Origin of the sequence: Paraburkholderia sp. RCC_158, assembly GCF_041355255.1 — a bacterium.
Lineage (GTDB): Bacteria > Pseudomonadota > Gammaproteobacteria > Burkholderiales > Burkholderiaceae > Paraburkholderia > Paraburkholderia graminis.
The window spans coordinates 107,875-134,170 of sequence record NZ_JBFUPM010000009.1 but is presented as its reverse complement, the minus strand read 5'-3'; the positions used below and the strand labels follow the sequence as shown (position 1 = coordinate 134,170).

At 64.2% G+C, this 26,296-nt stretch carries 26 protein-coding genes; 21 read left to right on the top strand and 5 right to left on the bottom strand.

Annotation, left to right across the window (positions count from 1 at the left end; translation table 11 throughout):
• Window positions 1-86: 86 nt before the first annotated feature.
• Window positions 87-1,151 carry a glycosyltransferase family 4 protein gene (locus tag AB6809_RS19240; protein WP_006050892.1) on the bottom strand — a complete coding sequence of 355 codons (1,065 nt, stop codon included), beginning with the start codon at window positions 1,149-1,151 and terminating at the stop codon, window positions 87-89.
• A 711-nt stretch (window positions 1,152-1,862) separates the two neighbouring features.
• Between AB6809_RS19240 and flhD the strand changes: the two genes are divergently transcribed.
• The 21 genes from flhD to AB6809_RS19135 all read left to right on the top strand — a co-directional run bounded on the left by flhD (window position 1,863) and on the right by AB6809_RS19135 (window position 24,175).
• Window positions 1,863-2,183, top strand: coding sequence for a flagellar transcriptional regulator FlhD (gene flhD, locus AB6809_RS19235; RefSeq protein WP_006050893.1), 321 nt, complete (start codon window positions 1,863-1,865; stop codon window positions 2,181-2,183).
• A gap of 49 nt (window positions 2,184-2,232) precedes the next feature.
• Window positions 2,233-2,793 carry a flagellar transcriptional regulator FlhC gene (flhC, locus tag AB6809_RS19230; protein WP_006050894.1) on the top strand — a complete coding sequence of 187 codons (561 nt, stop codon included), beginning with the start codon at window positions 2,233-2,235 and terminating at the stop codon, window positions 2,791-2,793.
• A 243-nt stretch (window positions 2,794-3,036) separates the two neighbouring features.
• Window positions 3,037-3,897, top strand: coding sequence for a flagellar motor stator protein MotA (gene motA, locus AB6809_RS19225; RefSeq protein WP_006050895.1), 861 nt, complete (start codon window positions 3,037-3,039; stop codon window positions 3,895-3,897).
• Window positions 3,898-3,916: 19 nt separating this feature from the next.
• A complete protein-coding gene (gene motB / locus AB6809_RS19220) occupies window positions 3,917-4,924 on the top strand; it encodes a flagellar motor protein MotB (protein ID WP_006050896.1) in 1,008 nt (335 codons plus the stop codon).
• 84 nt (window positions 4,925-5,008) lie between these two features.
• The gene (locus AB6809_RS19215; protein WP_006050897.1) at window positions 5,009-5,386 is read left to right on the top strand and encodes a response regulator; all 378 of its coding nucleotides are present in this window, start codon (window positions 5,009-5,011) and stop codon (window positions 5,384-5,386) included.
• An 80-nt stretch (window positions 5,387-5,466) separates the two neighbouring features.
• Window positions 5,467-7,767 (top strand): chemotaxis protein CheA, encoded by a 2,301-nt coding sequence (gene cheA, locus AB6809_RS19210; protein WP_371026969.1) that lies wholly within the window; start codon window positions 5,467-5,469, stop codon window positions 7,765-7,767.
• A 63-nt stretch (window positions 7,768-7,830) separates the two neighbouring features.
• Window positions 7,831-8,361, top strand: a complete 531-nt coding sequence (locus AB6809_RS19205) for a chemotaxis protein CheW (protein WP_006050900.1) — start codon at window positions 7,831-7,833, stop codon at window positions 8,359-8,361.
• Between the two features lie 42 nt (window positions 8,362-8,403).
• A complete protein-coding gene (locus AB6809_RS19200; RefSeq protein ID WP_006050901.1) occupies window positions 8,404-10,326 on the top strand; it encodes a methyl-accepting chemotaxis protein in 1,923 nt (640 codons plus the stop codon).
• 15 nt (window positions 10,327-10,341) lie between these two features.
• A complete protein-coding gene (locus tag AB6809_RS19195) occupies window positions 10,342-10,530 on the top strand; it encodes a hypothetical protein (protein WP_371026968.1) in 189 nt (62 codons plus the stop codon).
• Window positions 10,527-11,495, top strand: a complete 969-nt coding sequence (locus tag AB6809_RS19190; RefSeq protein ID WP_371026967.1) for a CheR family methyltransferase — start codon at window positions 10,527-10,529, stop codon at window positions 11,493-11,495. The genes AB6809_RS19195 and AB6809_RS19190 overlap by 4 nt, the downstream gene beginning before the upstream one ends.
• Window positions 11,492-12,313 carry a chemoreceptor glutamine deamidase CheD gene (gene cheD, locus AB6809_RS19185; RefSeq protein ID WP_371026966.1) on the top strand — a complete coding sequence of 274 codons (822 nt, stop codon included), beginning with the start codon at window positions 11,492-11,494 and terminating at the stop codon, window positions 12,311-12,313. The genes AB6809_RS19190 and cheD overlap by 4 nt, the downstream gene beginning before the upstream one ends.
• Before the next feature lie 5 nt (window positions 12,314-12,318).
• On the top strand, window positions 12,319-13,407 hold the full coding sequence (locus AB6809_RS19180; protein ID WP_029970956.1) for a chemotaxis response regulator protein-glutamate methylesterase: 1,089 nt from the start codon (window positions 12,319-12,321) through the stop codon (window positions 13,405-13,407).
• Window positions 13,408-13,466: 59 nt separating this feature from the next.
• Entirely contained in the window at window positions 13,467-13,862 is a 396-nt protein-coding gene (gene cheY / locus AB6809_RS19175) for a chemotaxis response regulator CheY (protein ID WP_006050905.1), read from the top strand.
• Window position 13,863: 1 nt separating this feature from the next.
• On the top strand, window positions 13,864-14,574 hold the full coding sequence (cheZ, locus tag AB6809_RS19170; RefSeq protein ID WP_006050906.1) for a protein phosphatase CheZ: 711 nt from the start codon (window positions 13,864-13,866) through the stop codon (window positions 14,572-14,574).
• Between the two features lie 262 nt (window positions 14,575-14,836).
• Window positions 14,837-15,361, top strand: a complete 525-nt coding sequence (locus tag AB6809_RS19165; RefSeq protein ID WP_006050907.1) for a DUF2844 domain-containing protein — start codon at window positions 14,837-14,839, stop codon at window positions 15,359-15,361.
• Window positions 15,362-15,373: 12 nt separating this feature from the next.
• Window positions 15,374-16,717, top strand: coding sequence for a DUF3443 domain-containing protein (locus AB6809_RS19160; RefSeq protein WP_371026965.1), 1,344 nt, complete (start codon window positions 15,374-15,376; stop codon window positions 16,715-16,717).
• Between the two features lie 217 nt (window positions 16,718-16,934).
• On the top strand, window positions 16,935-18,140 hold the full coding sequence (gene flhB / locus AB6809_RS19155; RefSeq protein ID WP_006050909.1) for a flagellar biosynthesis protein FlhB: 1,206 nt from the start codon (window positions 16,935-16,937) through the stop codon (window positions 18,138-18,140).
• Window positions 18,137-20,239 (top strand): flagellar biosynthesis protein FlhA, encoded by a 2,103-nt coding sequence (gene flhA / locus AB6809_RS19150; RefSeq protein ID WP_371026964.1) that lies wholly within the window; start codon window positions 18,137-18,139, stop codon window positions 20,237-20,239. The genes flhB and flhA overlap by 4 nt, the downstream gene beginning before the upstream one ends.
• A 316-nt stretch (window positions 20,240-20,555) precedes the next feature.
• Complete coding sequence (gene flhF / locus AB6809_RS19145) at window positions 20,556-22,550, top strand: flagellar biosynthesis protein FlhF (protein WP_371026963.1); 1,995 nt, start codon at window positions 20,556-20,558, stop codon at window positions 22,548-22,550.
• Window positions 22,543-23,412, top strand: a complete 870-nt coding sequence (locus tag AB6809_RS19140; protein WP_029970951.1) for an AAA family ATPase — start codon at window positions 22,543-22,545, stop codon at window positions 23,410-23,412. The genes flhF and AB6809_RS19140 overlap by 8 nt, the downstream gene beginning before the upstream one ends.
• Window positions 23,413-23,440: 28 nt before the next feature.
• On the top strand, window positions 23,441-24,175 hold the full coding sequence (locus tag AB6809_RS19135) for an RNA polymerase sigma factor FliA (protein ID WP_006050913.1): 735 nt from the start codon (window positions 23,441-23,443) through the stop codon (window positions 24,173-24,175).
• A 149-nt stretch (window positions 24,176-24,324) separates the two neighbouring features.
• Here the strand turns inward: AB6809_RS19135 and AB6809_RS19130 are convergent, their stop codons facing one another.
• The 4 genes from AB6809_RS19130 to flgM form a co-directional block, all read right to left on the bottom strand.
• Complete coding sequence (locus tag AB6809_RS19130) at window positions 24,325-24,735, bottom strand: type II toxin-antitoxin system HicB family antitoxin (protein ID WP_006050914.1); 411 nt, start codon at window positions 24,733-24,735, stop codon at window positions 24,325-24,327.
• The gene (locus AB6809_RS19125) at window positions 24,732-24,914 is read right to left on the bottom strand and encodes a type II toxin-antitoxin system HicA family toxin (protein WP_006050915.1); all 183 of its coding nucleotides are present in this window, start codon (window positions 24,912-24,914) and stop codon (window positions 24,732-24,734) included. The genes AB6809_RS19130 and AB6809_RS19125 overlap by 4 nt, the downstream gene beginning before the upstream one ends.
• Before the next feature lie 414 nt (window positions 24,915-25,328).
• Window positions 25,329-25,778: a flagella synthesis protein FlgN gene (locus AB6809_RS19120; RefSeq protein ID WP_006050916.1), complete on the bottom strand. Its 450-nt coding sequence runs from the start codon at window positions 25,776-25,778 to the stop codon at window positions 25,329-25,331.
• Window positions 25,779-25,872: 94 nt separating this feature from the next.
• Window positions 25,873-26,226, bottom strand: coding sequence for a flagellar biosynthesis anti-sigma factor FlgM (gene flgM / locus AB6809_RS19115; protein ID WP_029970949.1), 354 nt, complete (start codon window positions 26,224-26,226; stop codon window positions 25,873-25,875).
• Window positions 26,227-26,296: the final 70 nt, after the last annotated feature.

Below are 26,296 nucleotides of genomic sequence, written 5' to 3'. Positions count from 1 at the left end.
AATGAATCGAAAGCGCCGGTAGCGAATCAGTTGTATCGGCAACGGAACGCTCGTCCGTTTAAAGCGCCGCGCGGCGCTCGCCGTTATCAGCCCACTGCGACCTGGCGCAGAACCGGCCGGCGCGCGGCTTCGATCAGCGCCGAATAGGCGTCCACGTAGTTGCGCGCCATCGTCTTTGAGCTGAAGCGGCGCTCGAACTGCGCGCGGATTTCCGTGCGCGACAGCTCGTCCAGACGCTGCAGCGCGGCCACCGCGCCTTGCACGTCCTCGACGATGTAGCCGGTCACGCCATGATCGATCACTTCAGGCACCGAGCCGCGGTTGAACGCGATCACCGGCGTGCCGCAGGCCATCGACTCGATCATGACGAGGCCGAACGGCTCGGACCAGTCGATCGGGAAGAGCAGCGCCTTGGCGCCCGACAGAAACTCCGGCTTCTGCGCCTCGTTGATTTCGCCGACGAACTCGACATGCGCCTGCGACAGCAGCGGCTCGATCTCGCGCTTGAAGTAATCCTGGTCGGCCTTGTCCACCTTGGCGGCGATCTTCAGCGGCAAACCGCTTTGTGCAGCGATCTTGATGGCTGTATCGACGCGCTTTTCCGGACAAACACGGCCGAGGAACGCAAGGTATTCCGGCTTCTTGTGCGTCTGCGGCGTGAGTAGCTGCTCCGGCAGACCGTGATAGATGGTGTTCAGGAAGTTCGCCTGCGGTAGCGGCACCCGCTGCGAATCCGAAATCGAGATTACCGGCGCGCCCGGGAACGCATCGAACACCGGCTGCAGCTCGGGCAGGTCGAGGCGGCCATGCAGCGTGGTCACGAACGGCGTGTCCATCGTCGAAAAAAGCGGGAACGGCATGTAGTCGAGGTGAAAGTGCAGCACGTCGAACTCGTGCGCGACCCGGCGCACCTTTTCCATCATCAGGATGTGCGGGGCGAGCGCGTCGCGAATCGTCGGGTCGAGGCGCAGCGCACGAGGCCAGCACGCATCGAGCTTCGCCGATGTCACCGAGTCGCCGCTTGCGAACAGCGTGACGTCGTGGCCCTCGTCGACCAATGCCTCGGTGAGGTAGGACACGACACGTTCGGTGCCACCGTAGAGCTTCGGCGGGACTGCTTCATACAACGGCGCAATTTGTGCGATTCGCATGCGTTTCTCCTGTTTGACACGGCTTCGCACAGCAGCGCTCGAGTCGAGCGGGGAGCGAATGCCTGACGGACGGTTGGGCGCGGTAAGCCGCCGCCCGGGGGTGCTCCGAATCTGCATCGGGTTATCCCTTAGCTTCATTATCGGGATCGGCCGCGCCAATTCGAGTTATTTTTCAAACGCTTAACGTTGTTACAGCGCGAAACACGAGACGTTACACGCGCCAACGCCCGTCGCTGGGCGCTCACAGGCCAATTTCAGCCCAAGCTCCCGACGGCGCTGGTAAACGGCGCGTTCCCCTGTAGCAAGCCGCGAGCCCGCTCCCGCCGCACAAAATATTACGCAGTGGTGAAAAGACCTTATAATCCGGCTCACCGTCGTACGTGCGAGGCGCGGCTCCGCAAAACTCACCGTTTAGTTCTCATTTACGCCGAATCCTCGGGCGCTAAGTATTCACCGCGCATAAAGAGTTGCCGCGCGGCATCGCGCAGTCTCATTCCTTTCTCTCCCAACCCGGCAAAGTAGGAAAAATTCCTACACGAATGACGGATTAATCCGTCAAACAAGCTGGGTGTCTGTCCGATTTTGTTTCGCTCCCCCTTTGGCGACAATGGCCGCAAGACCAGAAACGAGCCGATTCGTGCGTTTAAGTGCGCGCGTCCGAGCAAACGTTTCCGTAACGGCCTGACCAGCCAGATACACCCCGGGGGAATCATGAGCGCGACAAGCGAAATGCTCAATGAGATCAGAGAAGTCAACCTGTCTTATCTCCTGCTCGCGCAGCGCCTGCTTCGCGAAGACAAGCCGATGGGCATGTTTCGCATGGGGATCTCGGACCAGCTAGCCGATGTGCTCGCCAACCTCTCGTTGGCGCAGACCGTCAAGCTCGCGGCGTCCAATCAGGTGTTGTGCCGTTTCCGTTTCGACGATCATGCCGTGCTCTCCGCACTCGCGGACAAGGGCAAGTCCAGCGCCGTCGCGCAGGCGCATTCCGCGATTCTGATGGCCAGCCAGCCGGTCGAGCAGCTCGGCTGAATGGCGTTTCGCAACTTCGGCAAGGCAATCGGGACGGGACGCAAGCAGGATGGCATATAAAAGTGTGGTGCTCGAAGTCAAGGAAATCACCCTGGCCATCGAACTGATCGAACTCGGCGCGCGTTTGCAACTGCTCGAAGCGGAAACGAGCCTGTCGCGCGACCGGCTCATCAAGCTGTACAAGGAACTGAAAGGAGTTTCGCCGCCCAAGGGCATGCTGCCGTTTTCGACCGACTGGTTCATGACCTGGCAGCCAAACTTTCACTCCTCGCTGTTCTACAACATCTACCGTTTCATGGCCGATCATGGCGGCTGCGCGACGATCCAGTCGATCGTGAAGAGCTACCGGCTGTATCGCGAGCACGTGCAGTTGCACGACGACGAACCCGTGCTCAGCCTCACGCGCGCGTGGACGCTCGTGCGTTTCTTCGACTCGGGCATGCTGCAGATCACGCCCTGCTGCCGCTGCGGCGGACATTTCGTCGCACACGCTCACGACCCGAAGCATGGGTTCGTCTGCGGACTGTGCCAGCCGCCATCGCGCGCCGGTAAGACAAAGAAAGTCGCCGACGCCCGCGCCCGCGAGAGCCTCGCGGCGCTCGACGCCTAGCGCCCGCAGCGGTCGCCGTCACGCGGCCCTGCATTCATCGCCTCATGCCGAGGGCTTGCCCGCCCGGCGCAACGCAACCCAGCGCAACGCAGCGTCAAACCTTCCGCAAGCGGCGCCTTGCCGACCGCGTCCGCCTCTGGTTTACACCGTCGCGGCAAGCCGCTTTTCCGTCAAAGTTTTCTGCTGTGTTGCCGTAAACCAGTTTAACGACGGTCACCGTCGCTTCTTTGTGAGGGCTCGGCAGTGCTGATTTTCGTGGGAACACTCGTGACGCTTTTGTCCGTTTTCGGCGGTTACGCGCTGGAAGGCGGCCATCTCGGCGCGCTGTTGCAGCCCGTTGAAGTGCTGATGATCGTCGGCGCAGGCGTCGGCGCGTTCATCCTCGGTAACGGGATGAAGACGATCAAGGCAACGCTGCGCGTCATTCCAACCCTGTTCAAGGGCGCGAAGTACAACAAGGACGTCTACATGGAGCTGATGGCGCTCCTCTACGTCCTGCTCGCCAAGGCGCGCAAGGAAGGCACGCTGACGCTGGAAGCGGACATCGACGATCCGTCGAAGAGTCCGATCTTCACGCAGTACCCGAAGATTCTCGCTGACCATCACATCATCGAGTTTCTGACCGACTACCTGCGGCTGATGGTGGGCGGCAACATGAATGCGTTCGAGATCGAAAGTCTGATGGACGAAGAGATCGAAACGCATCACCAGGAAGGCGAAGCGCCCGCGCATGCGCTGAACAAGGTCGGCGACGCGATGCCGGCGTTCGGTATCGTGGCCGCGGTCATGGGCGTGGTGCACACGATGGCATCGGCCGACAAGCCGCCTGCCGTGCTCGGCGAAATGATTGCGCAGGCACTGGTCGGCACCTTCCTCGGCATTCTGCTTTCGTATGGACTGATCGGGCCGCTTGCGAGCGTCGCGGAACAGCGCGTGACCGAGTCGACCAAGATGTTCCAGTGCATCAAGGTGACGATTCTCGCGAGCCTGAACGGCTATGCACCGGCGATCGCCGTCGAGTTCGGCCGCAAGGTGCTGTTCTCGACCGAGCGTCCGTCGTTCGCCGAGCTCGAAGAGCACGTGCGCCGCGTGAAGGCCAAGTAAGGGCGCCGGGACCGAACCGATGAGCAAGGACAAAGACCGCGCCATTGTCGTCAAGCGCGCTGCGCCGAAGAAGGCCGGCCACCACGGCGGCGCCTGGAAGCTCGCGTATGCGGACTTCATGACCGCGATGATGGCGTTCTTCCTGCTGATGTGGCTGCTGAGCTCGGCATCCACGGTGCAGTTGAAGGGCATCGCGGAGTACTTCAACCAGCCGTTGAAGATCACGCTGTGGGGCGGCGACCGCAGCGCGGAAGACTCGAGCATTCTGAAGGGCGGCGGCCGTGATATCTCGACCGACGCGCAGGGCGTGACGCGCTCGACCGATGGTTCGAACAATCGCGCCGAGCGCACGGTGTCGAAGAGCAGCGAAGACTCGATGAAGCAGTTGCAGGGCGAGTTGGAGCGTCGCGAGCAGGTTCGCCTGCACGACTTGCAGGTGAAGCTGATGGCCGCGATCGAAGCGAATCCGGTGCTGCGCCAGTTCAAGCAGCAGATTCGCATCGACTCGACGCTGACGGGCTTGCGCATCGAGATCGTCGACTCGCAGAAGCGGCCGATGTTCGCGACCGCGAGAGATCAGGTGGAGCCGTACATGCGCGACATTCTGCGCGAGATAGGCCACACGCTGAACGACGTGCCGAACCGGATCATCGTGCAGGGTCACACCGACGCCGCGCAGTACGCGGGCGGCGAGAAGGGTTACAGCAACTGGGAACTGTCCGCGGACCGCGCCAATGCGTCGCGCCGCGAGCTGATCGCAGGTGGGATGGACGAAGCAAAGGTGATGCGCGTACTCGGTCTCGCGTCGACGCAGAACCTGAACAAGGCGGACCCGATGGACCCGGAAAACCGCCGCATCAGCGTCATCGTGCTGAACAGGAAGTCCGAGGAGGCGCTCAACCATGACGACTCCACCACGACGACCTTGTCGGACGACGCAGCGGGCTCGAAGCCGCTGCTGCAAAAACTGGCGCCGCCCGTGACGGTCGCGCCGAAGGTGCCGGCGGCAACGCCGGCGACTCAGTAACGGAAAGACGGTCGCCCGGCCGTTACCGTGCCAGAGCGGCGCGGACAGCCAGGCGATTCACAGCGTAAGTGCAGCGAGGTTTTCATGATCAGGCATATCCTGGCAATCGACGATTCGGCATCGATGCGGCAGATTCTTTCCGCGACGCTGACGGCGGCCGGCTATGAGGTGACGCTCGCGGCCGACGGCGCGGAAGGGCTCGAAAACGCGCTCGCCGTGCGGTTCGACCTGGTGCTCACCGATCAGCACATGCCGGGCAAGACCGGCCTCGATCTGATCGCCGAGCTGCGCGGCAATCCGGCTTATGCGGACACGCCCATCCTCGTCCTGACGACGGAATCGGGCGAGCCGTTCAAGGCCGCGGCGCGCGAAGCGGGCGCGACCGGCTGGATCGAAAAACCGCTCGACCCCGAACTGCTGACCGAACTGGTCGCGGCTCTGGCCGAGCCAGATCACGCATAACGCAACCCTAGATATAGAAGCTCTCGACGCTGCGGCAAGGTAGCCCAGGCCTAGACAGGAACTCTCGCGGTGACCCAGGCATGACACTCGACATCACTCAGTTCTATCAGACGTTCTTCGACGAAGCGGACGAACTGCTCGCGCAGATGGAGCAGTTGCTGCTCAATCTGGACATCGCGCATCCCGATCCCGAAGACCTCGCGGCAATCTTCCGCGCGGCGCATTCGATCAAGGGCGGCGCGGCGACGTTCGGCTTTACCGCGCTGACGGAAACGACTCACATCCTCGAATCGCTGCTCGACCGTGCGCGCAATAACGAACTCGTGTTGCGCAAGGACATGATCGACACGTTCCTCGAAACCAAGGACGTGCTCTCGGGCCAGCTCGCCGACTACCGCGCGAGCGCCGAGCCGGACGCGGCGGTCGCGAAGGCGATCTGCGCGAAGCTCGAGCAGTTGCACGCGGAAAGCCGCGGCATGGCCGCGCCGGCTGCTGCGGCGCCGGTCGAAGTCGCGGTGGCCGCGCCGATCGAAGAATTCGCAACAGTAGAAGAAGGCAGCGCGCCCGAGCACGTCGTCGATCAGGCGGTGCAGGCGGCGGGCGAATGGAATGACGGCGAACCGGCACAGACCGGGCAAGCCGAAGGAGCCGGCGACGCGAACGACGCCGCCGGCCCGCATCTGAAAATTACGCTACGGGGCGTTGATGCGAAGGACCAGGAACTGCTCGCCGAAGAGCTGGGCAACCTGGGCAACATCGTCGGGCAGGTCAAGAGCGGCGGCGATCTCACGCTGTGGCTTCAGACCGATGTCACGTCCGACGACATCATCGCCGTGTGCTGCTTCGTGATCGACGAAAGTCAGATTTCGATCGGCCGCGGAACCGCGCCGGCGGACGGTGCTCAGCAAGGCGAACCTGGAACGCCCGACGCTGAGCCCTCGTCTCCGGCGCAAGCAGCACCGGCGGCTTCGGCCGCCACCCAACACTCAGCGGCTGCCGAACCGGCGCAGCAGGCGGCAGCGCCGGCGCAGGCGGAACGCGCAGCCGAGCCTGCGAAGGCCGCAGCGCCGGCTCCGGTTCCCGCCGCGGCTAAACCGGCGGCTGCTCCTGCAGCTTCTGCCGCCGCAGCACCCGCCGCCGCGGCAGACTCCGACCGCAAGGCCGCCCGCCCCGCAGCAGCGGCAGGCGGCGCGGAAGGCAGCTCGATTCGCGTCGGCGTCGAAAAGGTCGATCAGTTGATCAACCTCGTCGGCGAACTGGTGATCACGCAAGCGATGCTGGCGGAAACCACCAGCACGTTCGACCCGGCGCTGCACGATCGGCTCTTCAACGGCATGGCGCAGCTCGAGCGCAACGCGCGCGATCTGCAGGAAGCCGTCATGTCGATCCGCATGATGCCGATGGATTACGTGTTCAGCCGCTTCCCGCGTCTCGTGCGCGATCTCGCGGCGAAACTCGGCAAGGAAGTGGAGCTCGTCACCTTCGGTCAGGCGACCGAACTCGACAAGAGCCTGATCGAGCGGATCATCGACCCGTTGACGCACCTCGTGCGCAACAGCCTCGACCACGGCATCGAAACCGTCGAAGCGCGCCGCGCGGCAGGCAAGGACGCGACCGGCCAACTGGTTCTGTCGGCGGCACATCATGGCGGCAACATCGTCATCGAAGTGAGCGACGACGGCGCCGGCCTGCGCCGCGACAAGATTCTCGCGAAGGCCGCGAAGCAGGGCATGCAGGTCAGCGAAAGCATGACCGACGAGGAAGTCTGGAACCTCATCTTCCTGCCGGGCTTCTCGACGGCGGAGCAGGTCACGGACGTCTCCGGCCGCGGCGTCGGCATGGACGTGGTGAAGCGCAACATCCAGTCGATGGGCGGTCACGTTGAAATCACGTCGCACGCCGGCAAGGGCAGCACGACGCGCATCGTTTTGCCGCTCACGCTTGCGATTCTCGACGGCATGTCCGTCAAGGTCGGCAACGAGATCTTCATTCTGCCGCTGAACTTCGTGATGGAGTCGCTGCAGCCGCAAGCCGAGGACATCTACACGGTCGCCAACGGCGAGCGCGTGGTGCGCGTGCGCGGCGAATATCTGCCGCTCGTCGCGTTGCACGAGGTGTTCAACGTGGACGGCGCGAAGCAGGAGCCGACCCAGGGCATCGTCACCATCATGCAGACCGAGGGGCGCCGCTTCGCGATGCTGATCGACGAGCTGGTGGGACAGCAGCAGGTCGTCGTGAAGAATCTGGAAACGAATTACCGCAAGGTGCGCGGCATTTCCGCAGCGACCATTCTGGGCGACGGCCGCGTCGCGCTGATCGTGGACGTGGCGGCGCTGAACCGCGAATCGCGCAACGCGCATGGCGCAATGAGCCTCGCATGATGACCGCCCGGCTCGACGTATCACTCACTCAACTCAATTTATCCCAACCGTTTGGGGGCTAACGTGGCAGAAGTTCAATCCATCAATTCGAGCGTCGCGAACGCGACGAATGGTCGCCGCGACGCGCAGCAGGCCGATGCCGGCGGTCAGGAATTCCTCGTCTTCACGCTCGGCGCCGAAGAGTACGGCATCGACATTCTCAAGGTGCAGGAAATCCGCGGCTACGACAACGTGACGCGCATCGCCAATGCGCCCGAGTTCATCAAGGGTGTCATCAATCTGCGCGGCATCATCGTGCCGATCGTCGACATGCGCATCAAGTTTCATCTGGGCCGCGTCGAGTACGACCATCAGACCGTCGTGATCATCCTGAACGTCGCGCATCGCGTCGTGGGCATGGTGGTGGACGGCGTGTCCGACGTGCTGACGCTCGCCGTCGATCAGATCATGCCCGCGCCGGAATTCGGCGCGACGCTGACGACCGAGTATCTGACGGGCCTCGGCACCGTCGACGGCCGCATGCTGATTCTGATGGACATCGAGAAGCTGATGACGAGCCGTGAAATGGCGCTCATCGAAACGCTTGGCGTGTAACCGCCGCAGCGTTCAGAAAAGTTAGGAACAGGGAGCATTGAGATGCTAAGCAGGTGGTCGATTCGCACATCGCTCACGCTAGTGGGGATCATTCTCGTCGCGCTGACCATGGTGGTCGGCGTGCTTGGGCTGACGGCGCTCGGCAGCGCGAGCCGTTCGCTCGACCGTATCGCGCGCGGCGACCTCGTCGCGATTCACGCGCTCGACGACGCTTCGGCCTATCTGCTGCGCTCGCGTGTCTCGCTGGATCGCTTCACCGCGCTCACCGCGGCGGGCGACACGGAAACCGCGAAGAAGGTGCTGGACCGCGCGGTCGAGTTGTACGGCTTCAGCAACAAGAACTGGCAGACCTATCTCGACGCGCCGAAGACGGGCGTCGACCAGGCGCAGATGGACGAACTGCTGGCGCGCCGCACGACGCTCGTGCGCGACGGCATGGAGCCCGAGTTCGCCGCGCTGCGCGCGAACGATATGGCCGCGTACCACGCGATCGCCGACACGAAGATCAGCCCGATGTTCGTCGTCTACGACAACGCGGCGTCGGCGGTCATCAAAAGTCTGCAGCAACAGGCGGTGGATCAGCAGGCCGGCGCGCAGTCGAACATTTCGCTGATGACGACGCTCATCATCGCGTTCTCCGCGCTCGCGCTGCTGCTCGTGGTCGGTCTGCGCTTCGCGCTGCGCGGCCTGATCGTGAAGCCGCTGCAGGACGCAAGCGAATGCTTCGAGCGGATCGCGTCGGGCGATCTGTCGGAAACGATCGAGGTGACGAGCCACAACGAAATCGGCCGTCTCTTTGCCGGCATCAAGCGGATGCAGGAAAGCATGGCGTCGATGGTGACGGCGGTGCGCAGCAGCACCGAGTCGATCGACACCGGCGCGCGCGAAATCGCGATGGGCAACACCGATCTGTCGCAGCGTACCGAACAGCAGGCCGCGTCGCTGCAGCAAACGGCGCAGAGCATGGAACAACTCACGGGCACCGTGCGGCAGAACGCCGAGAACGCGCGCCAGGCGAGCCAGCTCGCGGTGAATGCGTCCGACATCGCGACACGCGGCGGCGACGTGGTGAGCCAGGTCGTCACGACGATGCAGGACATCGCGACCAGTTCGAGCAAGGTGGTCGACATCATCGGCGTGATCGAAGGCATTGCATTCCAGACCAACATTCTCGCGCTCAACGCCGCGGTGGAAGCTGCGCGTGCCGGCGAACAGGGCCGCGGCTTCGCGGTCGTGGCGGGCGAAGTGCGCAGCCTCGCGCAGCGCAGCGCGAGCGCCGCGAAGGAAATCAAGGAATTGATCGGCGACTCCGCCGACAAGGTGCAAAGCGGCTCGACACTCGTCGGACGCGCGGGCACGACGATGGACGAGATCGTGCAGGCCGTGCGCCGCGTGACCGACATCATGGGCGAGATCAGCGCGGCTTCCGAGGAGCAATCGGGCGGCATCGAGCAGGTCAATCGCGCGGTTGTGCAGATGGACGAAGTGACGCAGCAGAACGCCGCGCTCGTCGAAGAAGCGGCGGCAGCAGCAGGGTCGCTCGAAGATCAGACGCGTCAGTTGCAGGCCGTGCTGAGCGGCTGGAAAGTTGGCAGCGGTTCGGGTCGCGGCTTCAGTGCTCCGAGCGCGCCGGCCGTGCCGCAAGTGAAGGCGCGTGCCATGAGCACGAGCCGCAAGCCTGCGGCGAAGGCCGCGCCGCGTGCCGCGCAAGCGACGGCAAATGGCTCGGTGGCGCATGCGGCAACGGCAAACGCGACGGCGCATGCGGCAACTCACGCGACGACCGCAAACAGCGCAGCAGCGGCTCCGGCCAACCAGCAAGCAGCCGCTGGACAAGCAGGCACCGCACGCGTCGAACCCGCGCTCAAGCCGAAGACGCCTCGCGCGGCATTCGAGCCGGCGGCACGTCCCGCAGCGGCGAGCGCAAGCTCGGCGGGATCGGACGCCGACTGGGAAACCTTTTAAACATGGCGATGAAACATGCAGTCATTCGATATCTCGCGCCAGCGGGCGCGAATCATCGAAGCACGCTTTTACAGCGTGTCGCGGGCCGACTGCATGGTGATGGAACTTGCGGGCGGGCGCGACCCCGCAAAAACAATCCCTTGCTCGCCGGTACGTCCGTCGGGCAAGCGTGATGGCTCGTATCGCAGGCAGGAACTTTCATGATGGCAACGCGCGCACAGCAACGCACCGACCGACCGGAGCCGACCCGGTCCGGCGAACAGGGACGTGATTTCGAATTCACCTCCGCGGATTTCGGCCGCATTCGCGAACTGATTCACCGCAGCGCCGGCATTTCCCTCTCCGATCACAAGCGCGACATGGCGTATAGCCGCCTCGCGCGCCGGCTGCGCGCCCGCGGCCTCGATTCGTTCAAGCAGTATCTCGATCTGCTCGAAGCGGAAAACGATCCGGCCGAGTGGGAAGCGTTCACCAATTCGCTGACCACGAACCTGACCGCGTTCTTCCGCGAGGCGCATCACTTTCCGATTCTTGCGGACTTCGTCGCGCGTCGCGCGCAGCCGGTTTCCGTGTGGTGCTCGGCGGCCTCGACGGGCGAAGAGCCGTATTCGATCGCGATGACGCTGATCGAGGCACTCGGCGAAAGCGGCGCGCGCCAGGCCACGGTGCTTGCCACCGACATCGACACGCAGGTGCTCGCGAAAGCCGAAGCCGGCGTGTATCAGTTCGATCAGGTGAAGCACCTGTCGCCCGAGCGGCTCAAGCGCTTCTTCCTGAAGGGCACGGGCGCGCATGCCGGCATGGTGAAGGTGCGTCCGCAAGTGCGCCAGATGGTGCGCTTCGAGCAGTTGAACCTCACCGACCGCGATTACCAGTTGCGCACGCAGTTCGACGCGATCTTCTGCCGCAACGTGATGATCTATTTCGACAAGCCGACGCAGGCGCAGGTGCTCTCGCGCTTCGACCCGCTGATGAAGTCGGGCGGTCTGCTGTTCGCCGGCCATTCGGAAAACTTCACGTACGTCACGCAGGCGCTCAGGCTGCGCGGCCAGACCGTGTATGAACTGACGCGCGATGCAGCGGGCGCACGCGCGCCGGCACGTACGGCCGCATCGACAAGCACGACCACGAGCACGACAAGCGCGACAACAAGCGGGGTGACGGTATGAGCAGCGCCTTGCCTATCGCAACCAACCTCTACTACGACAACCACTTCCAACGCCCCGGCGTGAAGCTGTTGCCGAACGAGTTCTACACCACGCACGACGACATGGTGCTCGTCACCGTGCTCGGTTCATGCGTCGCGGCCTGCATTCAGGATCGCACGGCCGGCATCGGCGGCATGAATCACTTCATGTTGCCCGACGACGGCGCGGAAGTCGGCCAGGCGGCATCGGATTCGATGCGCTACGGCGCCTACGCGATGGAAGTGCTGATCAACGAGCTGATTAAAGCCGGTGGCCGGCGCGAGCGTTTCGAAGCGAAGGTGTTCGGCGGCGGCGCGGTGCTCGCGGGCATGACGACGATTAATATCGGCGATCGCAATTCGGAATTCGTGCGCCGCTATCTTGCGCTCGAAAAGATTCGCATCGTCGCCGAAGATTTGCAGGGCTCGCATCCGCGCAAGGTCGCTTTCATGCCGCGCACGGGCCAGGTGATGGTGAAGAAGTTGCGCCTGCAACAGGACCCGAGCGTGGCCGAGCGCGAACAGACGCTCATGCGGCAGACCGCCGAAGCGCGCGCCGAACGGCTTGCCGCCGCGAGAAAGCGCGTCGAGCTGTTTGCGACGCCTGCCGCCGCGCGTCCCAGGATCGAACTGTTCGGCGCTTCGGGCGCGGCCAAGCCGAAGGTCGAGCTTTTCGGCGCCGCAGGCGGCGCGAATGGTCCATCAAACAGCGCCGGCGCAGCGAAGCCGCGCATCGAACTGTTCGGCTCGACCCCGCGCCCGACTAATTCAACTAACGCCAGAACCGTAGAGGAGGCGTGAGCGCTGTGCAAAAGATCAAAGTACTGTGTGTCGACGATTCGGCGCTAATCCGCAGCCTGATGACGGAGATCATCAACGGCCAGCCGGATATGACCGTCGTCGCAACCGCGCCCGACCCGCTCGTCGCGCGCGACCTCATCAAGCAGCACAACCCGGACGTGTTGACGCTCGACGTCGAAATGCCGCGCATGGACGGCCTCGACTTTCTCGAGAAGCTCATGCGCTTGCGGCCGATGCCAGTCGTGATGGTGTCGTCGCTGACCGAGCGCGGCAATGAAATCACGCTGCGCGCGCTGGAACTCGGCGCGGTGGATTTCGTGACCAAGCCGAAGGTGGGCATTCGCGACGGCATGCTCGACTATTCGGAAAAGCTCGCCGACAAGATTCGCGCAGCGGCGCGCGCGCGTGTGCGCCAGGCGGCGCCCGCGCATCATGCGCCCGCTGCCGGCGCGCATGCGCCCGTTGCCGCCGCGCCGCTCTTCAACAATCCGCTGCTGAGTACGGAGAAGCTGATCATCGTCGGCGCGTCGACGGGCGGCACTGAAGCCATCCGCGAAGTGCTCGTGCCGTTGCCGCCGGATGCGCCCGCGGTGCTGATCGCGCAGCATATGCCGCCCGGTTTCACAAAATCTTTTGCGCAACGCCTCAATGGTTTGTGCCGGATTACCGTTAAAGAAGCTGAGCACGGCGAACGCGTGCTGCCGGGACATGCGTATATTGCACCCGGCCACGCTCACCTGCTGCTTGCCCGCAGCGGCGCGAACTACATCGCGCATCTGTCGGACGATCCGCCAGTGAACCGGCATCGTCCTTCGGTGGATGTGCTGTTTCGTTCGGCCGCGCAGCACGCGGGCAAGAATGCGGTCGGAGTGATCCTGACCGGGATGGGGCGTGACGGCGCCGCGGGTTTGCTGGAGATGAAAAAGGCAGGGGCCTACACCCTTGCGCAGGACGAGGCGAGCTGCATCGTGTTCGGCATGCCGCGTGAAGCGATTGCGCTTGGCGCGGCCGACGAAATCGCGTCGCTGCCGGACATGAGCCGGCGCGTGATGGCGCGTCTTGCGTCGATGGGCGATCGCGTTCAGCGGGTTTGATGCGCCGTTCGAATTGAGGCGGTCACACGCCGCACCGTGAATCAAGTAAAGGGAATCAAATGGATAAGGCAATGAAGTTTCTGGTAGTGGACGACTTTCCGACGATGCGCCGGATCGTTCGCAACCTCCTGAAAGAGCTGGGCTACGGCAACGTCGACGAAGCCGAAGACGGCCAGGCCGGTCTCGCGCGGCTGCGCGGCGGCACCTACGACTTCGTGATTTCCGACTGGAACATGCCGAACCTCGACGGTCTCGCGATGCTCAAGGAAATCCGCGCCGACGCCAACCTCAAGCATCTGCCGGTGCTGATGGTGACGGCCGAGTCGAAGAAGGAAAACATTATCGCCGCGGCTCAGGCAGGCGCGAGCGGTTATGTCGTGAAGCCGTTCACGGCTGCAACGCTGGACGAGAAGCTCAACAAGATTCTCGAGAAGATGGCCAAGACTGGGAGCTGATGTGAACCTGCCGACCAATGCGCCTGGCGCCGAAGCGGTCAACGAGAGCGGCGACTTCGCGTCAGACCGCATCCTCGCCCGCATTGGACAACTGACACGTACGCTGCGTGATTCGATGCGCGAGCTCGGGCTCGACAAACACGTCGAGCGCGCGGCGGAAGCCGTACCCGATGCACGCGACCGTCTGAAGTACATCGCGAACATGACCGAGCAGGCCGCCGAGCGCGTGCTGTCCTCGATCGACATCGCGAAACCGATTCAGGAGCAGTTGCAAAAAGACGCCGGCGAACTCGACGCGCGTTGGGAGCAATGGTATTCGGCGCCGATCGAACGCGCCGAAGTGCGCGCGCTGATGAACGACACGCGCGAGTTTTTGCGCGGCGTGCCCACGGCGACCACCGCGACCAACTCGCAGCTCATGGAGATCATGCTCGCGCAGGACTTCCAGGATCTGACCGGCCAGGTGATCAAGAAGATCACCGACGTCGTGTATCTGATCGAGCAGCAGTTGCTCGGCGTGCTCGTCGAAAACATCGCGCTCGAGCGGCGCGAACAGTTCGCCGCGCATGCCGCGGCCCTCGTCGCGGAAGTCTCGCCGACCGGCAGCCCCGAGCATCTGCTGAATGGGCCGCAGATCAATCCGGAAGGCAAGACGGACGTGGTGCAGGATCAATCGCAGGTCGACGACCTGCTCGCCAGCCTCGGTTTCTGAGCGGCCCGCGCCCTCGCGGCGCGCGGCCGAACAGTATGAATAGCAAGCCGCGCTCCTGCGCGCGCGTGCTGTCTCTGGACACAAACCGCAGGCATACTATGGGGTCAATGAGCGGCGCGGCGTGACGGTGAACGCTGTCACCGGAGGCTTGCATCGTGAGGTTTTCCTCGAGAATGCGGCCCCTCCGCGCCCTATGGTTTGCCTAAACGCAGCCGGTTCGCAGCACGCGCAAGCCGGCCAGCAGTCAGGGAGGAGTCTCGTCATGCGCAGTCGTGTACGCCGCGCCGGTCTGGTTACGGCGCTTATGTTGTCCTGTTCGTTGTCGGCCGTGCCGTCCGCTCACGCGGCGCTCGGCGGCGCCCCAATGACGCCTCCCGCGGACGCGTCGGTATCGGCCCGCACCTTGCAGCCCTCGAGCGCCGTGATTCGCTCCGCGTCGGGCGCGGCTTCTTCCGCGTCGGCTACGGCGTCGTACACCGTGCGTGAAACCACGCTCGGCAACGGCACGGTGGTCCGCGAATATCTCACCACTGACGGCACCGTCTTCGCCATCACCTGGCGCGGCCCGCAAATGCCCGATCTGAACGAACTGCTCGGCAGCTACTTTCCACAGTACGTGGCCGGCGTGAAGGCGGTGCGCGCCGCGCGCGGCGGCGCACGCGGCCCCGTTGCGGTCGATCAGAGCAGCCTCGTTGTCCAGTCCGGCGGCCATATGGGCGCGTTCAGCGGCCGCGCGTGGCTGCCGCCCGCGCTGCCTGCCGGCGTCAGCGGCTCCGACATCCAGTAACGAGGACGAACGATGCGAACCATGCACATTGCGAAGAAACTCAAGGACTGGACTCAGGTTGTGGCAACCGTCGTGCTGGTGTCGGCGCTCGCCGCGTGCGGTGGTGGCGGCGATAGCGGCTCCAGTTCCAGCAGCGGCTCGACCGGTTCAACCGGCGGTTCGACAGGCGGCTCCGCGGGCGGCAGTTCGTCGAGCGGCTTGCCGCCCAGCCCGACGCAGCAGCCGATCGCCGCGACTGCCGCGAACACCGTGGCGATCACGGTGGCCCACGGCGTTACCGGCGTCATCAACATTCCCTCGATCAGCGTGACGGTCTGCGTGCCCGGCACCGGGACGTGTCAGAAGATTGACAACATTCAGGTCGACACGGGCTCGTTCGGTCTGCGCATCGTCAATTCGGCGCTGAATTCGACGATGCAGGCCGGCTTGCCGATCAGCACGTCGACAAGCGGCGGCCAGCTCGCCGAATGCGCGACTTTCGCCGACGGCTACACGTGGGGCAGTGTGCGCACCGCGACCGTGACCATCGGCGGCGAAACGACGACTGCGGCTGTTCCGTTGCAGATCATCGGCGACAAGCCCGCGAGCACGACGCCGTCGGCGGGTTGCGGCAGCGGCTCGGCGGAGAACACGGCGAACGATCTCGGCGCGAACGGCATCATCGGCATCGGCACCGCGCTTTACGATTGCGGCTCGACCTGCGCGAACGCGTCCACGGCTGGGACGTACAGCAATTACTTCTCGTGCCCAGGCGGCACGTCGTGCACGCGCACCGCGGTTCCGCTCGCGAACCAGGTCGCCAATCCGGTCGCTAAATTCCCCGTCGACAACAACGGCGTGATCGTACAAATGCCGCCCATTGGCGATAACGGCGCGGCTTCGGCCACCGGCACGCTGGTATTCGGCATCGGCACGCAGTCGAACAATGCGCTCGGCTCCGCGCAGACCTTCACCACCGACGGCGCAGGCGACCTGACCAACAGCGTGTTCAACGGCAACACGATCACGGCGTTCCTGGATTCGGGCTCGAACGGCTATTTCTTCAACGACAGCTCGCTCACGCTGTGCGGCAGCAACTTCTCGGGCTTCTATTGCCCGTCCGGCGCGCAGACCCGCTCCATCACGCTGGTCGGCCAGAACAGCGTGCAGGCGGTGGCGAATATCGGCATCCAGAGTGCGTCGACGCTATTCGGTAACGGCACCAACTATGCGTTCAACGACCTGGCCGGACAGATCGGCGGGCTCGCCGCGTTCGACCTCGGTTTGCCGTTCTTCTACGGACGCCACGTTTATCACGGCTTCGATCTACGGCCGAACGGCGGCACGCAGGCGCCGTTCGTGGCCTACGCAAGCTAGTCTGCGGCAACGCAACGCCTGAAAGCTCTCCACGACGCCCGCGCTCAACAGCGCGGGCGTTGTTTTTTGCGGCGGCGCGCGGTTTCGCGCGCCGCTTGTCCATCCGCCGAAAAGCCCCGGTTTCTCCTTCCTTATCCGCCGATCGGTGCTTGCGCCGAGCGGGAATAATCGCTCTCACTGGAAAGAGGCGCAGTGCCTCGCCCAACCGGAGAGCTTTGTGGCAGAGGAAAGCGACCTCGAAAAAACCGAATCAGCCACCCCTCGGCGCTTGCAGAAAGCGCGCGAGGAGGGGCAGATCGCGCGTTCGCGGGAGCTTTCGACGTTCGCGCTGCTCGCCGCCGGCTTTTTCGGCGTGTGGGGCATGTCGGACAGCATCGGCGAGCATTTGCAGGCGATGCTGCGCGCGGCGTTCACGTTCGACCACGCCGGCGCTTTTGAAACGCACCGCATGATGATCGGCGCCGGCGCGGCGAGCCGCGAAGGGCTCTACGCCTTGCTGCCGATTCTCGCCGTCACGGGCGCGGCCGCCTTGCTCGCGCCGATGGCGCTGGGCGGCTGGCAACTGTCGACGAAAGGCCTCGAGCCCAAGTTCGAACGCCTGAATCCGATCGCCGGCCTCGGCAAGATTTTTTCGATCAACGGACCGATCCAGCTCGCCATGTCGCTCGCGAAGACGCTGGTGGTGGGCATTATCGGCGGCACGGCAATCTGGAACCGGCGCGAGGAGATTCTCGCGCTCGCCACGCAGCCGCTGCATCTCGCGCTCGCCAACACCGTGCATCTGATCGCCGTGTGCTGCGGGATGACGGTCGCGGGCATGTTCGTCGTCGCCGCGCTGGATGTGCCATATCAACTGTGGCAGTTCCACAAGAAACTGCGCATGAGCAAGGAAGAAGTGAAGCGCGAGCATCGCGAAAGCGAAGGCGACCCGCACGTGAAAGGCCGGATTCGCCAGCAGCAGCGCGCGATTGCCCGCCGCCGCATGATGACGCAGGTGCCGAAGGCCGACGTCGTGGTCACGAACCCGACGCACTTCGCGGTCGCGCTGCAATACACGGACGGCGAGATGCGCGCGCCGAAGGTCGTCGCGAAGGGCGTGAACCTCGTGGCCGCGCGCATTCGCGAACTCGCTGCCGAAAACAACGTGCCGCTGCTGGAAGCGCCGCCGCTTGCGCGCGCGCTGTATCACAACGTCGAACTCAATCGCGAGATTCCCGGCCAGTTGTATGGCGCGGTCGCGGAAGTGCTCGCGTGGGTGTACCAGTTGCGGCGCTTCAAGACCGAAGGCGGCGACGTGCCGGTCGCACCGACCGAGCTCGAAGTGCCCGCGGAACTCGACAAGGGCGGTGTATCGGATGAAGACGCCGATCAGGAAGCCGCCGACACGCTTAACCCTGCTAACGAAGACGGAGCCTCCGCATGAACGCTCGCGCCGGTTTCCTCGCTCGACGGCCCGATGCCTTGAGCGGCACCAATTTACGCGCCCTCGCGGGCCCGGTGCTGATCTGCATGATCCTCGGCATGATGATTTTGCCGTTGCCGCCGTTCCTGCTGGATCTGCTGTTCACCTTCAACATCGCGCTTTCCGTGATGGTGCTGCTCGTCAGCATGTACACGATGAAGCCGCTCGACTTCGCCGCTTTCCCGAGCGTGCTGCTGTTCTCGACGTTGCTGCGGCTCTCGCTGAACGTCGCATCGACGCGCGTCGTGCTGCTCGAAGGCCATACCGGTCCTGACGCCGCAGGCCAAGTGATCGAGTCGTTCGGTCACTTCCTCGTGGGCGGCAACTTCGCGGTCGGTATCGTCGTCTTTATCATCTTGATGGTCATCAACTTCATGGTGATCACGAAGGGCGCGGGGCGGATCGCGGAAGTATCCGCGCGCTTCACGCTCGACGCGATGCCCGGCAAGCAGATGGCGATCGACGCCGACCTGAACGCCGGTCTCATCAACGAAGAGCAGGCGCGCAAGCGTCGCGCGGAAGTGTCGCAGGAAGCCGAGTTCTACGGCTCGATGGACGGCGCGAGCAAGTTCGTGCGCGGCGATGCGATCGCCGGCTTGCTCATCATGGTGATCAACATCTTCGGCGGGTTGATCGTCGGGATGGTTCAGCACGGCATGGACTTCGCGTCGGCGGGCAAGAACTACACGCTGCTGACCATCGGCGACGGCCTCGTCGCGCAGATTCCGTCGCTCGTGATTTCGACGGCCGCGGGCGTGATCGTGTCGCGTGTGGCAACGAATGAAGACATCGGCACGCAGCTTACCGGGCAGCTTTTCACGAACCCGCGCGTGCTGATGATCACCGGCTGCATTCTCGTGCTGATGGGCTTGATTCCGGGCATGCCGCACTTCGCGTTTCTGATTCTCGGCGGCGGTCTGATCCAGCTCGGCCGCACGATGAAGAAGCGCGCCGAAGAGCGCAAGAACACGACGGCGCTCGTCGACGTCGCGCCGGCCGCGGTCACGCCGGTCGAGAACGCCGAAGCAAGCTGGGACGACGTGACGATGATCGACACGCTCGGCCTCGAAGTGGGTTACCGGCTGATTCCGCTCGTCGACAAGAATTCGGACGGCGAGTTGCTGAAGCGGATCAAAAGCATCCGCAAGAAGTTCGCGCAGGAAATCGGCTTCTTGCCGCCTGTCATCCATATTCGCGACAACCTGGAGTTGCGTCCGAACGGTTATCGGATCGCGCTCAAGGGCGTGGAAGTCGGCGTCGGCGAGGCGTATCCGGGCCAGTGGCTCGCGATCAATCCGGGCCAGGTGTCCGCCGCGCTGCCGGGCACGCCGACACAAGACCCGGCGTTCGGCTTGCCGGCTATCTGGATCGACACGAATCTGCGCGAACAGGCGCAGGTGTACGGCTACACGGTGGTCGATTCGAGCACGGTGGTCGCGACGCACCTGAATCACCTCGTGGTCACGCATGCGTCCGAACTGCTCGGCCGCCGCGAAGTGCAGGCGCTGCTCGAACGGATGCAGAAGGACACGCCGTCGCTCGTCGAAGATCTGGTGCCGAAGACGCTGCCGCTCACCACGCTGCAAAAGGTGCTGCAAAACCTGCTCGAAGAAGGCGTGCCGATTCGCGATCTGCGCACGATTCTCGAAGCGCTGTCCGAACACACGCCGAAGATCACCGACGCGCACGATCTCACCGCCGCCGTGCGGCTCGCGCTGGGCCGCGCGATTACGCAGCAGTGGTTCCCCGGCACCGGCGACATGCAGGTGATGGGCCTCGACTCGAATCTCGAACGCGTGCTGTCGCAGGCACTGTCGACGGGTTCCAACCCTGGCCTCGAGCCCGGCCTCGCGCATACGCTGATGACTGAGACGCAGAAGGCGATGAGCCGTCAGCAGAACATGGGACTTGCGCCGGTGCTGCTCGTGCAACACGCATTGCGGCCGATGCTCGCGCGCTTCCTGCGCCGCAGCCTGCCGCAGTTGAAGGTGCTGTCGTATGCGGAAGTGCCCGATACGCGCAACATCAAGGTCGTGAATCTGATCGGCGCGCACGGTTAACGCGCGATCCGGCTTCACGTTCCAGTTATCGGCCGGCGCCTGTGGGCGCCGGTTTTCATTTCCGCGCCTGACTTTTCGCACCGCTCATGCACTGGGGCGTCCATGCTTCGCTCGTAAGGCCCGCTCGCTCGCACACGGGGCGGCGTCTTGTGCCGATGCAAGCGCGTTAATCGCGGCGTGCGTCCATCGTCCGAATTACCCACGTTTAACGGCCTTTATCCACCGATCGTCGGTCGAGGGCTTTCGCAATAATGATCTCAATGGGAAGCGGTGTGTTGCCGGTCCGTCAGTCCGTTTACCTCATCGGGGGTCCAGCTTGAACATTCGTAAATTTATCGGTGCCACCAGTCGCGACGCGCTGCGTCTCGTGCGCGAAGCACTGGGCGCCGACGCGGTCGTGCTGTCCAATCGAACCATGGACGACGGCAGTGTCGAGATCGTCGCATTGGCCGACAGCGACCTCGCGGCGATCACGCCGAAGGCTCCGCGCGCCGATGTGAGCGCAGCGCACTCCGCATCGACGAATATGGTGGCCGCGCAAGCCGCTCCGCGCGCGATGTCCGCGGCTCAGCCGATGCAGGCCAATCCGTACGCGAGCGGCATGCCGGACGTGTTCTCGTCGGTGTTCGGCGCGAGCCCGGAAGCCGGGACCGAGACGGCGGGCGGCTTCGCCGACCCGGCGCTCGCAGGCGGCCACGATGCGCAGCCTGCCGCGAGGATCGTTCCGAGTGCGGCGATGAATGCCGCCAAGCTGTCCGCCGCACAGGTCGACGCGCGCAAGGGCGCATCCGCGGCCAATACGCCGAACACGACAGCGGCGGCCGCGAAGCATTCGCCGGCGCCGCAATCGCAACAGATCCACGTCGGCCAGCCGAGCGCGCGCGCCGCAGCCGCGCGTCTGAACGACGACATGCGCGCCGATCTGCTGAAGGCCGCCGGCGTGCCGTCCGCATCCGCTGCATCGGCCTCCGACGTCGACGGGCCGCGCACGATGGCCGAGTCGAATCCGTGGCTGATCGATCACGCACGCCGCATCGCCGGCGAGCAGGAGTCGCACGGTGAATACGCCGCGCGTCCGGCAGCGATCACGCCGGCTGCGGCGATGGCCAGAGGCCTCGGCGCTGCCGTCGAACCCGGCCGCGCCACTGCACAGCAAGCGGACAACACGCCCGATTGGGCTCGCGAAGCTGCGCAAGTGGCCGCGCGCCGCGCTGCGCAGAAATTCGCGCCGTCGCCGTCTTCGTCTTCATCGCCGTCCTCCTCTTCCGCCGACGACGCGCGCACGCCCGCTGGCGTCGCCGAAGCGATCAAGGCGCGCATGGAGCAGGTCGTCAAGGAAACCGTGATGAGCGAGCTTTCGTCGCTGCGCGGCATGATGGAAGAACAGTTCGCGGGCCTCATGTGGGGCGACCGCCAGCGCCGCAATCCGTCGCACGGCGCGCTCACCAAGCATCTGTTCGCCGCCGGTTTCTCGGCGCAACTCGTGCAGATGATGGTCGACAACCTGCCCGAAGACGTCGACAACATGGACGACGGCATGGACTGGGTGCGCTCGGTGCTCGCCTCGAACCTGCCCGTGATGGAAGACGAAGACACGCTGATGGAACGCGGCGGCGTCTTCGCGCTGATGGGCCCGACGGGCGTCGGCAAGACCACGACCACCGCCAAGCTCGCCGCGCGCTGCGTGATGCGCTTCGGCGCCAGCAAGGTTGCATTGCTCACCACCGACAGCTACCGGATCGGCGGCCACGAGCAACTGCGCATCTTCGGCAAGATTCTCGGCGTGTCGGTTCATGCGGTGAAAGACAGCGCCGACCTGCAACTCGCGCTCTCCGAACTGCGCAACAAGCACATCGTGCTGATCGACACGATCGGCATGAGCCAGCGCGATCGCCTCGTCTCCGACCAGATCGCGATGCTGAGCCGCGCCGGTCAGCCGGTGCAGCGCCTGTTGCTGCTCAACGCAACGAGCCACGGCGACACGCTCAACGAAGTCGTGCAGGCGTATCAGCGCGGACCGGATCAACAGCCGCTCGCCGGCTGCATTCTGACCAAGCTCGACGAAGCCACCAACCTGGGCGGCGTGCTCGATACGGTGATCCGCTACAAGCTGCCGGTGCACTACGTGTCGACCGGTCAGAAGGTGCCGGAGAACCTGTACGTCGCGACCAAACGCTTCCTGCTCAAGAGCGCGTTCTGCATTCCGCGCGATCACTCGCCGTTCGTCCCGCATGACGACGACGTGCCCGCGTTGCTCTCCGCGCTTTCCGCGCGTTCGACCGCCGAACTGCATGAGGTTCGCTTTGGATAAGCTCGTCCCCGATCAGGCAGAAGGACTGCGGCGCCTCCTCGCGCGCAGCGGCTCGCGCGTGATTGCGGTGACCGGCGGGTCGATGGGCGCGGGCTGCACGACCACGGTGATCAATCTCGCCGCGGCGCTCGCGCAGCAAGGCAAGGACGTGCTCGTGCTCGACGAGCGCACGGGCGAAAAATCGGTGAGCGCGCTCGCCGGCAGCGTGCGCGGCGCGGGCAATTTTGTCGCCGTGATGCGCGGCGAGATGACGCTAGACGACGCCGCCACGCGGCATCCACTCGGCTTCTCGGTGCTGGCCGCCGCGCGTGCGCATCGCGAGGGTTATAGCGCGGCGCAGTTCGGCGTGCTGCTGCATGGCTCGGCCGACGTCGTGCTGATCGATGCGCAACTGGATCAGCAAGGGCACCTGTCGGCGCTCGCGATGCAGGCGCACGACGTGATGATCGTCACGCGCATGGCCGCTCAGGCGATCACCGACGCGTACGCGTGCATGAAGCGCCTGCACTACGCGCACGCGATCGCGCAGTTTCGCGTGCTGGTGAATCACGTGCAGAGCGTGGAAGACGCTCACACCGCTTTTGCAAACCTGGCCGGCGTGGCCAGCCGCTACCTCGCCGTGGCGCTCGAAGACGCCGGTTGCATTGCCGCCGATGCGCGGATGGCGCGAGCCGAAGAGTTGTCGCGTTGTGTCGTCGACGCATTTCCGTCGACACCGGCTGCGCGCGACTTCCGGCACCTCGCAGCCGAATTGCAGTACTGGCCGATGCGGCCAGCGATGTCGTCGCAAACGCCGTGGATGGCGCCTGCGACAGTTTCAGCGGCGCAACACGCCGACCAACCGTCTGCGCAGCACGCCTGAGTGGCGGCACAAGGACAAGGGGAGCACGATGTATAACGCTCAGGGAAAGATTTCCCAAGCCGATGTTTTGACGAAGTACGCACCGCTCGTGCGTCGGCTCGGCTTGCAGCTCGTGGCCAAGATGCCGGCCAGTGTCGATCTGGACGATCTGATCCAGGCCGGCATGATCGGCTTGCTCGATGCCGCGAGCCGCTATAAAGAAGATCAGGGCGCGCAGTTCGAGACGTACGCGAGCCAGCGGATTCGCGGCGCGATGCTCGACGAATTGCGCAGCAACGACTGGTTGCCGCGCAGCTTGCGGCGCACTTCGCGTGAAGTGGAAACGGCCGTGCATAAAGTCGAGCAGAATCTGGGCCGCTCGGCGAGCGAAACGGAGGTTGCCGAACACCTGCAAATGCCGCTCGACGAGTATCAGTCGATGCTGCAAGACCTGCACGGCAGCCAGCTGATTTACTACGAAGACTTCGACCGTTCCGCCGACGACGAACCGTTTCTCGACCGTTATTGCGTCGATCACTCGGACCCGCTTTCGGCCTTGCTCGACGACAGCTTGCGCTCGGCGCTCGTCGAGGCGATTGACCGCTTGCCGGAACGCGAGAAGCTCCTGATGTCGCTCTATTACGAGCGCGGCATGAACCTTCGCGAAATCGGCGCGGTGATGGAAGTCAGCGAGTCGCGCGTATGTCAGCTACACAGCCAGGCAGTGGCGCGTTTGCGCACGCGCCTGCGTGAAATGGCCTGGGCCAACGCCGAGGCGACGTGAGCGGCCGCCTCGCGCCGATGTATAACGAGGCGTAACAACGCAATAGCGAGGCAATAGCGTTACCGGTTGTGTGCCGGAGCGTTTGCAAAGCAGGCGCATTGCACCGCCCGTTCCACGCGCCGTTGCACGCGCCCATTGCATGCACCTTCTCAAGCGTCCGCCATTTCGTGCTCGGCCGCGAGCGCGAGAAAAGCGGAACGCGACATGCCGTGCGCCTGCGCGTATTTGTCGATCTCATGCACCAACGCCTCGGGTAACGAGATGTTGATGCGCACCGCCTTCTTGAGCGCGGGAATGTTCCGGGTGGTCACGAAGCCCCACGTGAAACCCGCGTAGTCAGGATTACGCCGATGCTCGTCCAGCGTCAGTCTTTCGGGAATCGGCAAGCCTTCGTCGAGCAGCGTATCCAGATGCGCCTCGATCGCTTCTTTCGCGTTCGCGTAAGCCTCTTCCAGCGTGTCTCCCGCCGAATGGCAGCCCGGAATATCCGGCACGACGACGCCGAACGCGTGCTGTGCGTCGCCCGCCTCGATGCCGACCGGAAAGATCAAGTTTTTCATTTCAGCCCTGCCTGTTTCAAGATGCTGTTCAGCGTGCCGGGCGGAAGATCCCTTTTTGGATGAGGGATGGTCACGAGCCCGGCTTTGAATGCGTGCCGGAAATGGTGATGGCTGCCCGATATTCGGATTAGCCGCCAACCGGCCGCGTGAATCAGTTTGACTACCTCGCCGCTGTTCATACTGCACTCCTCGCATCATACACACGATTACACAACCTCGCTAGAGTGGAATTTGCTGCCGTGGGTGACGGCGCCTGGAAACCGGGCGCAAACGGCACCGCTGGTGGAGCAAAAACCTCGTTGGGAAAAGGAAGATTTGATCGCTTGCGGCGGACTAATGCCACCTGGCCGGATGGCCAACGTGCAAGGAGAAGGCGAGCGCGAGTGCGCGAGGGGATTGAAAAACGAAAGGGCTCGTCGTGGCGACGAGCCCTTTTTGATGATTTGCTAATGTGGCGTGACGCGGTTGGCGTTGGCGTGACGTGGCCTGCCTCACCCTAGCCGTGGCTAGCGCTGGTCACGCTGAGGCTGCACTGCGCTCCCGCGCGCTGACAGCGTCGCCGGAAAACGCAGAGGCCTGAAGCCGGGCGGGATCTAAACGGCCGCGGCCCGGGCCGGAATACGCCCATCCGGGCCATAGAAGCCGGCCTTCTTCGGCACCACCACCTGCAATGCTTCCAGCGCCCGCTGGTTGTAGTCCATGCGCACGCGAATCAGCTCACCGTTGTTCGTATTGGCGCGGCGCGCGCGTTCGGCGGCTTTTTGCAGCAGAGACCATTGCGCGGCGAGCCGCTCGTCCGTGCTGGCGGCGAGTTCCATGCCGGCCCAGCCGCCCGGAAAACCCATGCCGGCGAGCAGTTCGTCGCGGCGGGCCTCGAGCTGCGCGAGCTCGCCGATCAGCGCGGTCTTTTTCTCGATGACCGAGGGCAGCAGTTCGACCGGCGACAAGGCGGTAAGCGCCTTCGTCTCCAGCGTCAGAACCGAGGCGAACGCCTCGACGGCGGAATACTCTTCGATGAGGGTGGCAAGCAGGGCGTCTTTCATCTCAACAACTCGCTGAAAACGGCGGCTCGCGCTGGATTTGCGAGCCGGGTTTGTCGAACGCCGCCCGGCCATTCACCGTACTTCGATGCGTCGATTAATTGCCGGTCGACGAGGATTTGTTCTGCAACAGTTCGCGCGCGGTGCTCAGCACGCCGTCGGCGATCTTGCCGGAGTCGATCTGCAGCGTGCCGTCCTTGATGGCCTGCTTGATCGACTCGACGTGCGCCGTGTCGATGTCGGCCGAGCCGGACGCCGCGAGGCTGCGCAAATGCTGCGACAGACCCGACAGGCTGACGCTGGCGTCGCCCGAGCCACTGGAACTGGGTTGCGAGGCAGTGCTCGCGGTCTGCGCGCCGCTGTTCGCGGGCGCCGCGTCGCCTTGCTGCGGGCGGGACACGGCATCTTTCAACGTCGGCAGATTCGACTTGGTTTGGGAATCGACTTTCACGATTGGCTTCCTCTACGATTTGATTCTGATAACGGCAAGCGTCGATCAAAACTTTAGCGCAATCGCTCCA

Bases quoted from the DNA above. Each gene is read 5' to 3' on its own strand.
- AB6809_RS19240 (WP_006050892.1), bottom strand. From the start codon at position 1,151: ATGCGAATCGCACAAATTGCGCCGTTGTATGAAGCAGTCCCGCCGAAG.
- flhD (WP_006050893.1), top strand. From the start codon at position 1,863: ATGAGCGCGACAAGCGAAATGCTCAATGAGATCAGAGAAGTCAACCTG.
- flhC (WP_006050894.1), top strand. From the start codon at position 2,233: ATGGCATATAAAAGTGTGGTGCTCGAAGTCAAGGAAATCACCCTGGCC.
- motB (WP_006050896.1), top strand. From the start codon at position 3,917: ATGAGCAAGGACAAAGACCGCGCCATTGTCGTCAAGCGCGCTGCGCCG.
- AB6809_RS19215 (WP_006050897.1), top strand. From the start codon at position 5,009: ATGATCAGGCATATCCTGGCAATCGACGATTCGGCATCGATGCGGCAG.
- cheA (WP_371026969.1), top strand. From the start codon at position 5,467: ATGACACTCGACATCACTCAGTTCTATCAGACGTTCTTCGACGAAGCG.
- AB6809_RS19200 (WP_006050901.1), top strand. From the start codon at position 8,404: ATGCTAAGCAGGTGGTCGATTCGCACATCGCTCACGCTAGTGGGGATC.
- AB6809_RS19195 (WP_371026968.1), top strand. From the start codon at position 10,342: ATGCAGTCATTCGATATCTCGCGCCAGCGGGCGCGAATCATCGAAGCA.
- AB6809_RS19190 (WP_371026967.1), top strand. From the start codon at position 10,527: ATGATGGCAACGCGCGCACAGCAACGCACCGACCGACCGGAGCCGACC.
- cheD (WP_371026966.1), top strand. From the start codon at position 11,492: ATGAGCAGCGCCTTGCCTATCGCAACCAACCTCTACTACGACAACCAC.
- cheY (WP_006050905.1), top strand. From the start codon at position 13,467: ATGGATAAGGCAATGAAGTTTCTGGTAGTGGACGACTTTCCGACGATG.
- AB6809_RS19165 (WP_006050907.1), top strand. From the start codon at position 14,837: ATGCGCAGTCGTGTACGCCGCGCCGGTCTGGTTACGGCGCTTATGTTG.
- AB6809_RS19160 (WP_371026965.1), top strand. From the start codon at position 15,374: ATGCGAACCATGCACATTGCGAAGAAACTCAAGGACTGGACTCAGGTT.
- flhA (WP_371026964.1), top strand. From the start codon at position 18,137: ATGAACGCTCGCGCCGGTTTCCTCGCTCGACGGCCCGATGCCTTGAGC.
- AB6809_RS19135 (WP_006050913.1), top strand. From the start codon at position 23,441: ATGTATAACGCTCAGGGAAAGATTTCCCAAGCCGATGTTTTGACGAAG.
- AB6809_RS19130 (WP_006050914.1), bottom strand. From the start codon at position 24,735: ATGAAAAACTTGATCTTTCCGGTCGGCATCGAGGCGGGCGACGCACAG.
- AB6809_RS19125 (WP_006050915.1), bottom strand. From the start codon at position 24,914: ATGAACAGCGGCGAGGTAGTCAAACTGATTCACGCGGCCGGTTGGCGG.
- AB6809_RS19120 (WP_006050916.1), bottom strand. From the start codon at position 25,778: ATGAAAGACGCCCTGCTTGCCACCCTCATCGAAGAGTATTCCGCCGTC.